The 14,457-nt window shown below is 40.6% G+C and carries 12 protein-coding genes; 9 read left to right on the top strand and 3 right to left on the bottom strand.

Annotated elements, in window-relative coordinates:
* Positions 1 to 460: 460 nt before the first annotated feature.
* From speE to argS, 4 genes are all read left to right on the top strand, one after another.
* Positions 461 to 1,291, top strand: coding sequence for a spermidine synthase (gene speE, locus IC621_RS05640; protein WP_191156610.1), 831 nt, complete (start codon positions 461 to 463; stop codon positions 1,289 to 1,291).
* 19 nt (positions 1,292 to 1,310) lie between these two features.
* Complete coding sequence (speB, locus tag IC621_RS05635; protein WP_191156608.1) at positions 1,311 to 2,192, top strand: agmatinase; 882 nt, start codon at positions 1,311 to 1,313, stop codon at positions 2,190 to 2,192.
* Between the two features lie 125 nt (positions 2,193 to 2,317).
* On the top strand, positions 2,318 to 2,746 hold the full coding sequence (locus IC621_RS05630; protein WP_191156606.1) for a DUF1934 domain-containing protein: 429 nt from the start codon (positions 2,318 to 2,320) through the stop codon (positions 2,744 to 2,746).
* Positions 2,743 to 4,413, top strand: a complete 1,671-nt coding sequence (gene argS, locus IC621_RS05625; protein WP_191156604.1) for an arginine--tRNA ligase — start codon at positions 2,743 to 2,745, stop codon at positions 4,411 to 4,413. Before IC621_RS05630 ends, argS begins: the two co-directional genes overlap by 4 nt.
* 63 nt (positions 4,414 to 4,476) lie before the next feature.
* Here the strand turns inward: argS and IC621_RS05620 are convergent, their stop codons facing one another.
* From IC621_RS05620 to cls, 3 genes are all read right to left on the bottom strand, one after another.
* On the bottom strand, positions 4,477 to 4,935 hold the full coding sequence (locus IC621_RS05620) for an RDD family protein (protein WP_318153007.1): 459 nt from the start codon (positions 4,933 to 4,935) through the stop codon (positions 4,477 to 4,479).
* Between the two features lie 441 nt (positions 4,936 to 5,376).
* Positions 5,377 to 5,826 carry a DUF6376 family protein gene (locus IC621_RS05615; RefSeq protein WP_191156602.1) on the bottom strand — a complete coding sequence of 150 codons (450 nt, stop codon included), beginning with the start codon at positions 5,824 to 5,826 and terminating at the stop codon, positions 5,377 to 5,379.
* 411 nt (positions 5,827 to 6,237) lie between these two features.
* Entirely contained in the window at positions 6,238 to 7,443 is a 1,206-nt protein-coding gene (gene cls / locus IC621_RS05610) for a cardiolipin synthase (RefSeq protein ID WP_191156600.1), read from the bottom strand.
* A 204-nt stretch (positions 7,444 to 7,647) separates the two neighbouring features.
* On the opposite strand from cls, the gene IC621_RS05605 reads away from it, so the two are divergent.
* The 5 genes from IC621_RS05605 (at position 7,648) to IC621_RS05585 (ending at position 14,457) form a co-directional block, all read left to right on the top strand.
* The gene (locus IC621_RS05605; protein ID WP_191156598.1) at positions 7,648 to 9,762 is read left to right on the top strand and encodes a (Fe-S)-binding protein; all 2,115 of its coding nucleotides are present in this window, start codon (positions 7,648 to 7,650) and stop codon (positions 9,760 to 9,762) included.
* Between the two features lie 277 nt (positions 9,763 to 10,039).
* Positions 10,040 to 11,218, top strand: a complete 1,179-nt coding sequence (locus IC621_RS05600) for an acetyl-CoA C-acetyltransferase (RefSeq protein ID WP_191156596.1) — start codon at positions 10,040 to 10,042, stop codon at positions 11,216 to 11,218.
* 38 nt (positions 11,219 to 11,256) lie between these two features.
* Complete coding sequence (locus tag IC621_RS05595; protein ID WP_191156594.1) at positions 11,257 to 12,108, top strand: 3-hydroxybutyryl-CoA dehydrogenase; 852 nt, start codon at positions 11,257 to 11,259, stop codon at positions 12,106 to 12,108.
* Positions 12,109 to 12,129: 21 nt separating this feature from the next.
* A complete protein-coding gene (locus IC621_RS05590; protein ID WP_191156592.1) occupies positions 12,130 to 13,266 on the top strand; it encodes an acyl-CoA dehydrogenase in 1,137 nt (378 codons plus the stop codon).
* A 51-nt stretch (positions 13,267 to 13,317) separates the two neighbouring features.
* Entirely contained in the window at positions 13,318 to 14,457 is a 1,140-nt protein-coding gene (locus IC621_RS05585; RefSeq protein ID WP_191156590.1) for an acyl-CoA dehydrogenase, read from the top strand.

Raw genomic sequence — 14,457 nt, 5'->3', positions numbered from 1 at the left:
CGGGACGTTTTTGTCGGCCAGCATCCAACGACTAGTGAACTTCCTAAGTTAACATCGACTCGCTATCGCTCTTCGTGTTTCCTTTATCCCTTTTAACAGGCAGTAAGTAAAAACTAACTGCTCGTAAAAATCCGATTGGTTCAAGGGACCTTGTCGTTTCCACTAACTATCAGTAAAGCCCAACTGATGGAAGTTTCACGGCCCAGTCCAGCTCTTACGGCGCTAAACGGGTGCTTTCGCTTTTCTTACCATTATTGGTTAAAAAGATCGAATTTAAACCTATAAAAACAAGATTAGGAGATTTGAAAAATAGTCTTTGCTGCATCACAAGTTTTCTTTACATTTAACCTTGTTTCCACTATACTTTTTTTGTTAAAAAGAAACTCTAAATTTGTCGTGTTTTATTATTTTTATAAGGGTAGATTAATTAGAGATCTTTTATTAGGAAAGGAAGATTACTATGAGCGGACTTTGGTATACAGAGAAGCAAACAAAGAATTTCGGAATTACGTTAAAAATCAAGGAAACTTTACATACAGAACAAACTGACTTTCAAAAGCTTGAAATGGTCGAAACAGAAGAGTTTGGCAACATGTTATTCCTTGACGGCATGGTCATGACATCAGAAAAGGATGAGTTTGTTTACCACGAAATGGTAGCACATGTTCCTTTATTTACTCATCCAAACCCGGAAAATGTACTAGTTGTTGGCGGCGGGGACGGAGGCGTTATCCGTGAGGTGCTAAAGCACCATAGCGTCAAAAAAGCCACACTTGTTGATATTGATGGGAAAGTAATCGAATACTCTAAAAAGTATCTTCCTGAAATCGCAGGAAAGCTTGACGATCCGCGTGTGGAAGTAAATGTGGGAGACGGCTTTATGCATATTGCAGAAAGCGAAAACATCTATGATGTAATCATGGTTGATTCAACAGAGCCAGTTGGGCCTGCTGTTAACCTATTTACAAAAGGATTCTATGCTGGAATTTCCAATGCATTAAAAGAAGATGGAATTTTTGTTGCTCAATCAGACAACCCATGGTTTACACCGGATTTAATCCGCAATGTTCAACGTGATGTAAGAGAAATTTTCCCGATTACCAAATTATACATTGCGAATATCCCTACTTATCCAAGCGGATTATGGACATTCACAATCGGCTCCAAAAAGCATGATCCTTTAGAGGTAAGGGAAGAGCGGTTTTATGAGATAGATACTAAATATTATACAAAAGAAATCCACAATGCGGCATTTGTACTTCCTAAGTTTGTCGCCGACTTAACAAAATAGGGTGAGCGGAGGGATTCGTATGCGCTTTGATGAAGCATATTCAGGAAACGTGTTTATTAAAAGCCATTCGACATTTGAAGACAGTGAAGCTGTGCTGTACGGGATGCCGATGGATTGGACGGTAAGCTACAGGCCCGGCTCCAGATTTGGCCCTACTAGAATCCGTGAAGTATCGATAGGTCTTGAAGAGTATAGTGCATACCTTGACCGTGAGCTGGCAGAGGTAAAGTATTTCGATGCTGGAGATATTCCATTGCCGTTTGGAAACCCACAGCGCAGCCTTGATATGATTGAGGATTTTGTCAATCAAGTGCTCAAAGCAGACAAGTTTCCTTTAGGTATGGGTGGAGAGCATCTAGTTACTTGGCCTGTCATAAAAGCGATGTATAAAAAATACCCTGATTTAGCCATCATTCATATGGATGCCCATACAGATTTGCGTGAAGAGTACGAAGGAGAGCCACTTTCACACTCTACACCAATCCGTAAGGCAGCAGAATTAATCGGTCCTGGAAATGTCTATTCATTCGGAATTCGTTCAGGAATGAAGGAAGAATTTCAATGGGCAAAAGAAGCTGGAATGCATATTTCGAAATTTGAAGTATTAGAGCCCTTAAAAGGTATTTTACCAACATTAGCAGGGAGACCGGTTTATGTAACTATCGACATCGATGTCCTTGATCCTTCCTGTGCCCCTGGAACGGGGACAGTTGACGCAGGGGGAATCACTTCAAAAGAATTACTAGGGGCCATCCATGCTATTGCTGGTTCTGATGTAAATGTAGTAGGAGCAGACTTAGTCGAAGTAGCCCCTATCTATGATCACTCTGAACAAACTGCCAATACAGCAAGCAAGCTCCTTCGTGAAATGATTTTAGGCTGGGTGAATAAAAGTAAGTAACTATAAAAAAGGGGGGCCAGGCACCAAATTTACAATTTGGTGCCTGGCCCCCCTATTGAATTTTTGAGCAGAAATCATTATACTATTGAAGTTATATGGAACAGTAATAAAGGATGTGTCTAAAAGTGGAGAAGACACCAGTAAAGATATATGTGAATACCAAGATAGAAGATGGTTCTGATCAAGAAATAATTGAATTTTATACAAACGGTGAATTCTACATAAAAGAGCAAGCTTCTTACCTTATCTATTTTGAGGAGCATGACTATGGAAAGGTGAAGACTATAGTCAAAATTCAAGATGAAGAAATTTATATTATGAGATCTGGGGCGGTCTCAATGAAACAAAGATTTATTGAGGATATAGACACCTTTACTCACTACGAAACTCAATTTGGGCAGCTAAATCTTACGACAAATACAGACAAAATCATCAGGACAGCAAACACGCAAAGGGTGGACGGCTTTGTAGTTGTTCACTATTCTCTTCAAGTTGGGGAAAATCAAAAGCATTTGCATACATTAACGATTCAATACAAGGAGGACATGCAATGAATATCGTCGAGCAAGTGAAGGAACGTTTAAAAGACGAAATTAAAGCAGCAGTCATAAAAGCCGGTTTGGCAGAAGAGTCACAAATCCCATTGGTTTTATTAGAACTTCCTAAAGATAAATCACATGGGGATTATTCAACTAACATGGCAATGCAGCTGGCACGAATCGCAAAAAAAGCGCCAAGAGTGATTGCTGAGGAATTAGTTGCAGCATTTGATAAAGGAAAAGCTTCTATTGAAAAGATTGACATTGCAGGGCCGGGCTTTATTAATTTTTATATGAATAACATCTACTTAACGGATTTGATTCCTTCTATATTAGAAGCAGATGATAAGTATGGTGAGACAAATACAGGCAACAACGAGAAACTTCAGGTTGAGTTTGTTTCCGCCAATCCGACAGGTACTCTTCATTTAGGACATGCAAGAGGAGCAGCTGTAGGAGATTCTTTATGCAACATTCTATCAAAAGCAGGCTATGATGTAAGCCGTGAATATTATATTAATGATGCCGGAAACCAGATTAACAATCTGTCCTTATCCGTGGAAGCCCGTTATCTTCAAGCATTGGGGCAGGACGTACAAATGCCTGAGGACGGTTATCATGGCGCAGATATTATTCAAATAGGGAAAAAATTAGCCGATGAATTTGGAGACCGCTTTGCAAATGAAACCCGTGAGGAGCGGCTATCCTTTTTCCGTGAATATGGACTGAAATTCGAAATGGACAAACTCCGCAATGACCTGGAAGAGTTCCGTGTTGCTTTTGATGTTTGGTATTCGGAAACATCTCTCTATCATAATGGCAAAATTGATGAAGCGCTTGAAACACTTCGTGAAAAAGGTCATATTTATGAGCAGGATGAAGCAACATGGTTCCGTTCTACTGATTTTGGGGATGACAAAGACCGTGTATTAATAAAAAATGATGGTACTTACACGTATTTAACACCTGATATTGCTTATCATAAGGATAAATTAGACCGCGGCTTTACAAAACTTATAAATATATGGGGGGCTGATCATCACGGTTATATTCCGCGAATGAAGGCAGCCATTGAAGCACTGGGCTATGAAAAAAACACGCTGGAAGTCGAAATTATTCAGCTTGTGCACCTTTATAAAAATGGTGAAAAAATGAAGATGAGCAAGCGTACCGGAAAAGCCGTTACTATGCGTGATCTCATGGATGAGGTCGGCTTGGATGCCGTTCGCTATTTTTTCGCGATGCGCAGTGCGGATACACATATGGACTTTGACCTTGATTTAGCTGTATCACAGTCAAATGATAACCCTGTTTACTACGCTCAATATGCTCATGCCCGAATTTGCAGCATGCTCCGTCAAGGAGAAGAAAAGGGTCTCTCGTATGAAGGGGAATTAAAGCTAGATGAGATTACATCTGAAAAAGCAGTGGATCTTTTGAAAAAACTCGGTGAATTCCCGGTAGCTGTTACGGAAGCTGCTCAAAAAAGGATCCCACACCGTATCACTAATTATATTTTCGATCTTTCTTCTACTCTTCACAGCTTTTACAACGCTGAAAAGGTTCTTGATCCTGATAATGAAGAAAAAAGCCGCGCTCGTCTCGGCTTAATGAAAGCAACACAAATTACGCTCAATAATGCTCTCGACCTAATTGGAGTTTCTGCTCCTGAAAAAATGTAACAGAACAAGGCTGTCGATGATTCGACAGCCTTGTTTTAGAATAATTATATATCATTGCGAAATTTAAGCTTTAACACCATGAGAATTTGGTTCTACAGCAGAATCAGCTGCAGCCTTAACTACATACGTGTTCGCGATCATATCATGAAGTCCCCTTTTCCCGTCTGTAAAAGCAATCATAATAAAACCTATATATAAAATACCGCTTGGAATATATCCTATATAACGCAGCCACGATTTCCCCGCCTTTACTCTGTTTCCATTTTCATCAACGATTTTCAAACCCATAATACGCTTACCCAATGTTCCTTGATGCTTTGAAGCTGGCATCATCCCAAAATAAAAAATCGACCCAACAGCAATGATTAGATAAAGAAAAGCTCTTACAATCGTGTTGAATTCTGGATTTCCGGTTGTCATTAACAGCATACTTGGGATAATAAATATCAACCCCAGCATGACAGAATCAATGGCAAAAGCCACCAGCCTAATCCAAAAACCTGCTTTCTTCTGATCGTTCACTTACATCCAACCTTTCAATAATTTTTATTATTTTCTATGTAAGGAATTATTTAGAAAATAATAGTTAATAATACCCTGGGTAATAACGGGTTAAACTTCTCATTTTCCAAGTAACATTTTACTGGAAAAAGTGAAAAATTGGTACATGTTTTCAATAATTGTTAAAAAATTATCTTTAATTTTATATAATCTATAAAATAGGATTTTCAGCTCCTCAAAAATCAATTTCGATTATGTAACAAATATGAACTTGGAATGAATGTGTCAATCCAACACAAGGAGATGAGAATTAAAAATGAAGGGGATGGAAAATCCTTCAAATAGGAGGGAGTAGCTATAGAAATCTTTCAGATTCAAAAGTTATTGCCCAATTTTTAATCATAAAAAATAAGCCCGGTTAAACTAGGCTTATTGATTAAAAAGTGCGTTGTTTGCACCTCGTTATTCCCCGCTCAATTTATTAATCGCATCTAATAATTCCGTAATTTCATTTGCCGTAGCGAAAATTTCACTTTCTTCAAGGAATTTCAAATCGACTTCCCCGTTTTCAACATGTGTAAGGTATTTGTCGATCCCTTTTTCTAATGTTTCATTATGACCAACAATACTTTGATGGATATCTTCAGCCACACCAGGCGGCTCTAATTCATTAAACTCTTGAATATCTGCTTTCATTTGAGTTAATTCCTCTTCAAGTGTTACTCTTGCTTCAGAATCAGTTACAGCCTGCTCAGCTAAGGTTGGGATCTCCTCTGAAAACTGTTTCACTTCATTCACATAATCAGTCGCATTCGTCGCATAGTCCAAAGAGTTATTAACTTCATTAAGAAAAGAACAACCGCCTAAAAAGAATACTGAGAAAATCGAAAAGACCATAATCAATTTTTTCATTACTTCACTCCTCATTAAATTTTCATAAAAAAGACGCTATCATTGTTGCCTGATAGAGTCTCCGTGCAATATAAAAGAGACCTTACCACGACAAAATGATGGTAAAGGTCTCGCTAACAACAAAATCGTTGTCAGAAAAGCCGAGGAAAATCTCCTGGAATGACGACTCTTCTGCAAGAGCTACTCCCCTTTAGGAATAGATGACGTCTTTAATTACTTTTATTTTACATTTAAAATAGCTATAAAGTCAACTATGAATTTGGTACATGGATACCTCAAAAAAGGTGCCAGGCACCAAAAATGAAATACGGTGCCAGGCACCACATTTCATCTTCGGTGCCTGGCACCGAAGATGGCACCGCAGATTTGGCTGATGGCTCTTAACCAAATCGAATCATGATGTTATTCGTCCTATAAAAAATGGGAAATAGCAGTGGCGAACTTTTCTTTTGCCCTCTGGCTAATAGGCCTGTTTTCATAAAACTCCATGGTTAACTGCTCAGAATCCTTCATATCATCAAGGACTGTTTGTTTAACTGCCGATATAAAAGATTTACTATAAATCAGGCAATTTATTTCATCGTTTAAAAATAGGCTTCGCTTGTCAAAATTTGCTGTCCCGATGTCGCAAAGTTGATCATCAACAATAATCGTTTTCACATGATAAAATCCGTAATAAAAACGGTAAATTTCACAGCCTGCTGCAAGTAAAGGACCATAGTAGGGAAATGCGGCTTCTGTTACAAAAGGATGATCCTTTCGCGAGGGTACCATGATTTTTATCTTTACCCCCCGCTGTGCTGCTTTAATCAGCTCTTTTTGCAGCGGCTTTCCGGGAATAAAATAAGGGGTGCAGATAAACAGTTCTCTATTTGCCTTTTGAATGAATTCAATAAAATGCTCTTCTAAGTCACGGCCATATGAAGACAAGAAATTCATTGGGATTGAGCCCTCTTCCAGCAAGGGGAAATAAAGAGGCTTTTTCTCTACCTTCTCTTTTGAGGCTTTCTCCCAATCAAGAAAAAATTGAGATTGGAGATCCTTCACGCCTTGGCCGCTTATTTTCAAATGATAATCACGCCAAAAGCCCATTTTCGCATCGTTTCCTAAGTATTCTTCCCCAATATTAAAACCGCCTAAATAGCCAATTTTTCCGTCAATAACAGTTATTTTTCGATGATTACGGGCTTGAAGTGTATAGAAAATAAAAGGGAACCTCGGTTTATGTGAGTAAGCAAATTGAACTCCAGCGTCTCTAAGCATTTGAATCGACTTCTTCTTCATTTTCGAGGCGCCAATAAAATCAACCATTAACCTGACTTCAATGCCTTCCTTCGCTTTCCTTTCCAATAACAAAAATAACTCATGACTAATTGCATCATCCCTGATGATATAAAAGAGAATATGAATAGAAGAAGTGCTGTTAGAAACATCTTGATAAAACTGGTCATAAAAATCCTTCCCATTTATAAGCAAATCAATTTCGCCTGTTTTCATCATTGAAAAGCTTTTTTTAGGGATGGTTTTTAAATGCTCTTTACGTCCTAAGGTGTAATCAATTCTTAACCAAATTAATAGGGGCAGCAAAACAAATAACCCTGCCAAAATGAGTGTCATAATAAAACCTCTCTTCAAAATGTCCGTATTATAGAATTTACGTAATCTGCAAAAATTATCAAAATTGATTGAAGGAAAAACATTGACTGAATGCTCATTCATAATTATGATGAAAGTAGGGATAAAAGTCAGAAAAGTAGTTCCATTATTAATTTTCGGGGACAAAGGGGAGAGATTTTTTATCTGTGGAATGGGGGAGCTGTAATGGATGTATTACTGTTGATCAATTTCATTGCGTTCTTATTTGTAACCGCTTACGCAATCTATCTGTTTATCTATCTGATTCGAACAAGAATTGCGTATATTCAGCTTGGCAAGAAGGTGGAATTTGATAAACGGCTAAAAGAAAGACTAAAGAAAATTTGGGTAAATGTGTTTGGGCAAAAGAAGTTGTTAAAGGATAAAAAGAGCGGGATTATCCATGTCATGTTTTTCTATGGGTTTATTCTTGTTCAGTTCGGAGCTATTGACTTTATTATCAAAGGACTGATTCCTGAAACACATTTACCTTTAGGACCATTATATCCTGGCTTCACATTTTTTCAGGAAATTGTGACGTTTGTGATTTTAATTGCAGTAGTTTGGGCGTTTTTTAGAAGGTACATTGAAAAGCTTGTCCGTCTCAAAAGGGGCTTAAAGTCTGGACTTGTCTTGATTTTCATTGGCGGGCTTATGTTGTCCGTCCTGCTGGGCAACGCAATGAACCTTATTTGGCATCATCATGAGCTGACATGGACAGAACCGATTGCCTCATCGCTTGCATTTTTACTTGGTTTTGCAGGTGAGACTGGAGCTATTGTCATTTTCTATATTTCATGGTGGATCCATTTATTGATCTTACTTACTTTTTTAGTATATGTTCCACAATCAAAGCATGCTCACTTGATTGCAGGGCCAGCCAATGTGTTTTTTAACCGTCTGTCAAGCCCAGGGAAGCTTGAAAAGATCGATTTCGAAGATGAGTCCCAAGAAACGTTTGGGGTAGGGCAAATTGAAGATTTTAAGCAAACCCAGCTTATTGATCTCTATGCTTGTGTAGAATGCGGCCGCTGTACAAATATGTGTCCGGCGACTGGCACTGGTAAAATGCTGTCACCAATGGATTTAATTCTAAGACTGCGTGATCATTTAACAAATACAGGCGCAGTTGTAACGTCAAAGCAGCCGTGGGTCCCTGCAGCAGCCTTTTCGAATACAAAAGGAAATCAACTGGCTATAGCTGCTGCGGGCAAAGGGGCAGAGGAATCTGCCGCTACAATGGAATACAGTCCAACCATGATTGGGGAAATCATTACAGAAGAAGAAATCTGGGCTTGCACAACTTGCCGAAACTGTGAGGATCAATGTCCTGTAATGAATGAGCATGTCGATAAAATTATTGATATGCGCCGCTATCTTGTTTTGACAGAAGGGAAAATGGACTCAGAAGCCCAGCGCGCAATGACGAGCATCGAGCGTCAAGGAAATCCTTGGGGATTAAACCGGAAAGAGCGTGAGAGCTGGCGCGGGGCACGTGAGGATGTCCATATTCCAACTGTAAAGGAAATGAACAAAGCTGGTGAGGAATTTGAGTATTTATTCTGGGTAGGTTCAATGGGGTCCTATGACAACCGAAGCCAAAAAATTGCATTGGCATTTGCCAAGCTGTTAAATGAGGCCGGCGTCAAGTTTGCTATTCTAGGCAATAAAGAAAAGAACTCAGGCGACACGCCGCGCCGATTAGGCAATGAATTTCTGTTCCAAGAGCTTGCAGCAAAAAATATCGATGAGTTTGCAAAGAATGACATTAAAAAAATTGTTACGATTGATCCGCATGCATACAATATTTTCAAAAACGAATACCCTGACTTTGGTTTAAAAGCAGAGGTGCTCCATCATACAGAGCTGCTTGCTGCACTTGTAAAAGAAGGCAAATTAAAGCCGAGCCACTCAGTAAATGAAACAATCACCTTCCATGATTCATGTTATTTGGGAAGGTACAATGAGGTATACGAGCCGCCGCGGGAAATTTTAAAAGCCATTCCCGGCGTAAAGCTTGTTGAAATGGAGCGCAGCCGTGAAAATGGAATGTGCTGTGGAGCAGGCGGAGGTTTAATGTGGATGGAAGAGGATTCAGGTTCAAGAATCAATGTGGCAAGAACCGAACAAGCATTATCTGTCAGCCCATCTGTGATTAGCTCTGGATGCCCATACTGCTTGACAATGCTAAGTGATGGGACTAAAGCGAAGGAAGTGGAAGAACAGGTGGCTGCGTATGATGTAGCCGAACTGCTAGAAAAAGCTGTCTTTGGTGACGACAAGAAAAAGCTAGTTTCATAGGGTAAAAAAACTAATAATGTCTTATTGCCTATGAAGACCGCTTAGTTTGCAAATGGAACAGTGAAAAGCTCAGGAAGAACCAATACCACAAATTAAGATTGTAAGCTCAAAGAATCAGTTCTACGAAGAAGGTGTCTCTTTACACCTTCTTTAACACACTCCAATGGCGGAATATATTCTGCCTTTTCTTTCGGATCAGTGCCTGAGCGAGCGTTCAGTCATCTTGTTGTAACCGCTTACTGAATTAAAGAGTATATTTAAAAAAGGAGATGGAAGTATGGGGAAAACGGTTATTTTAGAAGGAGCACGTACACCTTTTGGGAAATTTGGAGGAGCACTTAGTACACTTACGGCCTCACAGTTAGGAGGAGTTGCTGTTAAAGAAGCTTTAGCTCGAGCGCAAGTACAAGCTGAGGATGTCGAGGAGGTTCTTTTAGGATGCGTTCTTCAAGGAGGGCAGGGACAAATTCCTTCACGCCAGGCTGCCCGCTATGCTGGGCTTCCATGGAACGTAAAAACGGAAACGATTAACAAAGTGTGTGCTTCGGGGATGAGAAGTGTTACGCTTGGTGATCAGATCATACGTTCCGGGGACGAAGAAGTGATTGTGGCCGGCGGAATGGAGTCGATGTCAAATGCTCCATACCTCATGCCTAAAGCTAGATGGGGGCTCCGCATGGGGGATGGCGCTGTTAAGGATTTAATGATTCATGATGGCCTAACCTGCTCGTTCGAAGGAGTTCATATGGGGACATATGGAAATGGTGTTGCTAAGGAGCTTGGGATTTCAAGAGAAGAGCAGGATAAGTGGGCACTGCGCAGCCAACAGCGTGCTGTTTCTGCAATTGAATCGGGCATTCTTGCTGAGGAGATTGTGGAAGTTGAAGTTCCTCAAAGAAAAGGAGAGCCGGTTTGTGTCTCAAGCGACGAGGCGCCTCGAAAAGATACCTCGCTTGAGAGACTTAGCAAGCTTAATCCCGTTTTTAACCATGGCGGATCGATAACTGCAGGGAATGCACCAGGTGTTAATGACGGAGCAGCCGCACTCGTTTTAATGAGCGAGAAGCGAGCTCAAAAAGAGGGAAGAATCCCGCTTGCAACGATCCTAGGTCATACAGCGGTTGCTCTAGAAGCAAAGGATTTTCCAAAAACACCAGGCGTTGTCATAAATCAGCTGCTCGAAAAAACTGGGAAAAAGGCGGACGACATTCATCTATTTGAAATAAATGAGGCTTTTGCTGCGGTGGCATTAGCAAGCAATCAAATCTCCGGATTAGATCCGGAAAAGGTTAATGTGAATGGAGGAGCGGTTGCACTAGGTCATCCGATTGGAGCGAGCGGGGCACGCATTATCCTCACATTAATTTATGAGCTTAAACGACGAGGCGGCGGAATTGGGATTGCTGCAATATGCAGCGGCGGCGGTCAAGGCGATGCTATCATGGTGGAAGTTTAGGGAGAAACTTATCAAGCAAACCAAGGGGGTTTTATAGGATGGATGTAAAACGTGTCATGGTTATTGGGGCAGGGCAAATGGGCTCAGGGATTGCTCAAGTTTGTGCTGGGGCCGGCTATTCTGTCATGCTGCATGATTTAAAGGAAGAGTTTGTAGAACGCGGTTTAGGAACCATTTCCAAAAACCTTCAGCGTCAAGTAAGTAAGGGAAGTCTTCAGGAAGATGAAAAGCAAGAAGTATTAACGAGAATTAACAAATCAACCAATCTTGATAATGCAAAAGAAGTAGATTTAGTAATTGAAGCAGCTGTTGAAAAAATAGAAATCAAGACAAATTTATTTGCTTCACTGGATGAGCTCACACAGCCGCATACGATCCTCGCTTCTAACACCTCTTCTTTACCAATTACCGAAATTGCTGCAGCAACGAAGCGCCCGGAAAAAGTAATTGGGATGCATTTTATGAACCCAGTTCCGGTAATGAAGCTGGTTGAAATCATTCGCGGGCTCGCGACAACAGACGAAACATATGCTGTGATCGAAGATATGACGAAGAAGCTTAGCAAAGTGCCAGTTGAAGTCAATGATTTTCCTGGATTTGTCTCAAATCGTGTTCTTATGCCGATGATCAATGAAGCGATTTATACGGTTTATGAGGGTGTTGCAGCTCCAGAAGCGGTTGATGAAGTGATGAAGCTTGGGATGAATCATCCGATGGGACCGATTACGCTTGCTGACTTTATTGGCTTAGATACTTGCCTTTATATTATGGAAACCCTGCATGAAGGGTTTGGGGATAACAAATATCGTCCGTGTCCTTTGCTGCGAAAATATGTAAAAGCAGGCTGGTTAGGCCGTAAGTCAGGAAGGGGATTTTACATCTACGAATAAAGTCAGGCAAGGGGGATAACGATGAATTTACGTTTCACAGAAGAACAAAAGATGCTGCGGAAAATGGTCCGAGACTTTGCTAAAGCGGAAATCGAACCTTTTATAGAAAAAATGGAGCAAGGTGAGTTTCCTAGAAAAATCCTATCGAAAATGGGTAATGTTGGTTTGATGGGAATTCCTATACCTGAAAAGTATGGCGGAGCAGGAATGAATTTCACCTCCTATATTATCGCAATACATGAGCTGTCAAAAGTAAGTGCAGCCATGGGCGTTATTTTATCTGTGCATACGTCTGTTGGAACAAACCCAATTCTTTATTTTGGGACAGAAACGCAAAAACAAACCTACCTGCCAAAGCTTTCTTCAGGAGAATATCTTGGGGCATTTTGCCTGACAGAGCCTGGGGCTGGTTCAGATGCAGGAAATTTAAAAACAAGGGCAGTAAAAAAAGGAACCGATTATATCCTTAATGGAACAAAGGTGTTCATTACAAATGGCGGGGAAGCTGATACCTATATCGTGTTTGCTTCTACTAGTCTAGAGGCAGGAAGAAAAGGAGTCACAGCTTTTATTGTTGAAAAAGAAACTCCTGGATTAGTAATTGGAAAAGACGAGCACAAAATGGGGTTAAATGGATCACGAACGGTACAGCTCACTTTTGAAGATGCTCAGGTTCCAGCAGAAAATCTACTCGGTCAAGAGGGAGAAGGCTTTAAAATTGCATTGGCCATCTTAAATATTGGTCGGATCGGAATTGCGGCACAGGCACTTGGAATTGCCCAAGCAGCTTTTGAACATGCCGTCTCCTATGCAAAAGAACGTATCCAATTTGGTAAACCGATCGCAGCTCAGCAAGGCATTGGCTTTAAGCTTGCAGACATGGGAACAGCTGTTGAAGCGGCCGAACTGCTAACCTATCAAGCAGCTTATCTCAAAGAAAATAATCATCCATGCGGAAAGCAAGCGTCTATGGCAAAATTGTTTGCTTCAAAAACGGCAATGGAAGTTTCGACGGAAGCTATTCAAATATTTGGCGGATATGGATACACAAAGGATTTCCCTGTCGAGCGTTTTTTCAGAGATGCAAAGGTATGTGAAATCTATGAAGGTACAAGCGAGATACAACGAATTGTAATCAGTAAATTTTTAATGAAATAGGTCATGAATGCAGGGTAGGGTGAATTCAAAGGCTTTTAAGGGGATGAGAAAATGTTTTTTAAATTATCGGAAGAACATGAAATGATTCGAAAAATGGTTCGTGATTTTGCTAAAAACGAGGTAGAGCCAAGTGCTGCAGAACGTGATGAAGAAGAGCGGTTTGATCGTGAAATTTTCGATAAAATGGCAGGTCTAGGCTTGGCAGGCATTCCATGGCCAGAGAAATACGGAGGAATTGGGAGTGATTACTTAGCCTATGTAATTGCAGTTGAAGAGCTTTCAAGAGTATGTGCATCAACGGGTGTAACTCTTTCAGCTCACACATCGCTGGCCGGCTGGCCTGTCTTTAAATTTGGAACCGAGGAGCAAAAACAAAAATATTTAAAACCAATGGCTCAAGGGAAGAAAATTGGGGCATACGGGTTAACAGAGCCTGGTTCAGGGTCAGATGCAGGCGGGATGAGGACATCAGCACGCCTTAATGGGGATCATTATGTTCTAAATGGTACGAAAATTTTTATCACAAATGGCGGGTATGCAGATATATATATTGTTTTTGCCCTAACAAACCCAGAAGACAAGCATCACGGAACAAGTGCATTCATAATAGAAAAAGACTTTTCTGGGTTTTCAGTAGGGAAAAAGGAAAGCAAACTGGGAATTCGATCATCACCAACAACTGAAATTATTTTTGAAGATTGTATCGTTCCAAAGGAGAATTTGCTTGGTAAGGAAGGAGAAGGCTTTAAGGTTGCAATGATGACACTGGACGGAGGTCGTAACGGGATTGCGGCTCAGGCTGTTGGAATTGCTCAAGGTGCTTTGGATGCTTCCGTTGCCTATGCAAAAGAGCGGGTTCAATTTGGCAAACCGATTGCTACGCAGCAAGGGATAAGTTTTAAGCTGGCAGATATGGCAACAAGTATAGAGGCTTCCCGTCTTTTAACCTATCAGGCTGCCTGGCTTGAATCAGAAGGAGTGTCTTATGGAAAAGAATCGGCCATGTCAAAGCTTTTTGCAGGAGATACCGCGATGAAGGTAACAACAGAGGCTGTCCAAGTATTTGGAGGATACGGTTATACAAAGGATTACCCGGTTGAACGATACATGCGCGACGCAAAAATAACGCAAATCTACGAAGGTACTCAAGAGATTCAAAGGCTAGTTATCTCAAGAATGCTGACGAAGTGA

Source organism: Metabacillus arenae (genome assembly GCF_014773385.1).
GTDB lineage: Bacteria > Bacillota > Bacilli > Bacillales > Bacillaceae > Metabacillus_D > Metabacillus_D arenae.
The sequence above is the reverse complement of the archived record's forward strand: the minus strand, read 5'-3'. Positions and strand labels throughout refer to the sequence as shown.

What these genes read in the sequence shown, in the direction of transcription:
- speE (WP_191156610.1), top strand. Translation starts at nt 461, where the DNA reads ATGAGCGGACTTTGGTATACAGAGAAGCAAACAAAGAATTTCGGAATT.
- speB (WP_191156608.1), top strand. Translation starts at nt 1,311, where the DNA reads ATGCGCTTTGATGAAGCATATTCAGGAAACGTGTTTATTAAAAGCCAT.
- argS (WP_191156604.1), top strand. Translation starts at nt 2,743, where the DNA reads ATGAATATCGTCGAGCAAGTGAAGGAACGTTTAAAAGACGAAATTAAA.
- IC621_RS05615 (WP_191156602.1), bottom strand. Translation starts at nt 5,826, where the DNA reads ATGAAAAAATTGATTATGGTCTTTTCGATTTTCTCAGTATTCTTTTTA.
- cls (WP_191156600.1), bottom strand. Translation starts at nt 7,443, where the DNA reads ATGACACTCATTTTGGCAGGGTTATTTGTTTTGCTGCCCCTATTAATT.
- IC621_RS05605 (WP_191156598.1), top strand. Translation starts at nt 7,648, where the DNA reads ATGGATGTATTACTGTTGATCAATTTCATTGCGTTCTTATTTGTAACC.
- IC621_RS05600 (WP_191156596.1), top strand. Translation starts at nt 10,040, where the DNA reads ATGGGGAAAACGGTTATTTTAGAAGGAGCACGTACACCTTTTGGGAAA.
- IC621_RS05595 (WP_191156594.1), top strand. Translation starts at nt 11,257, where the DNA reads ATGGATGTAAAACGTGTCATGGTTATTGGGGCAGGGCAAATGGGCTCA.
- IC621_RS05590 (WP_191156592.1), top strand. Translation starts at nt 12,130, where the DNA reads ATGAATTTACGTTTCACAGAAGAACAAAAGATGCTGCGGAAAATGGTC.
- IC621_RS05585 (WP_191156590.1), top strand. Translation starts at nt 13,318, where the DNA reads ATGTTTTTTAAATTATCGGAAGAACATGAAATGATTCGAAAAATGGTT.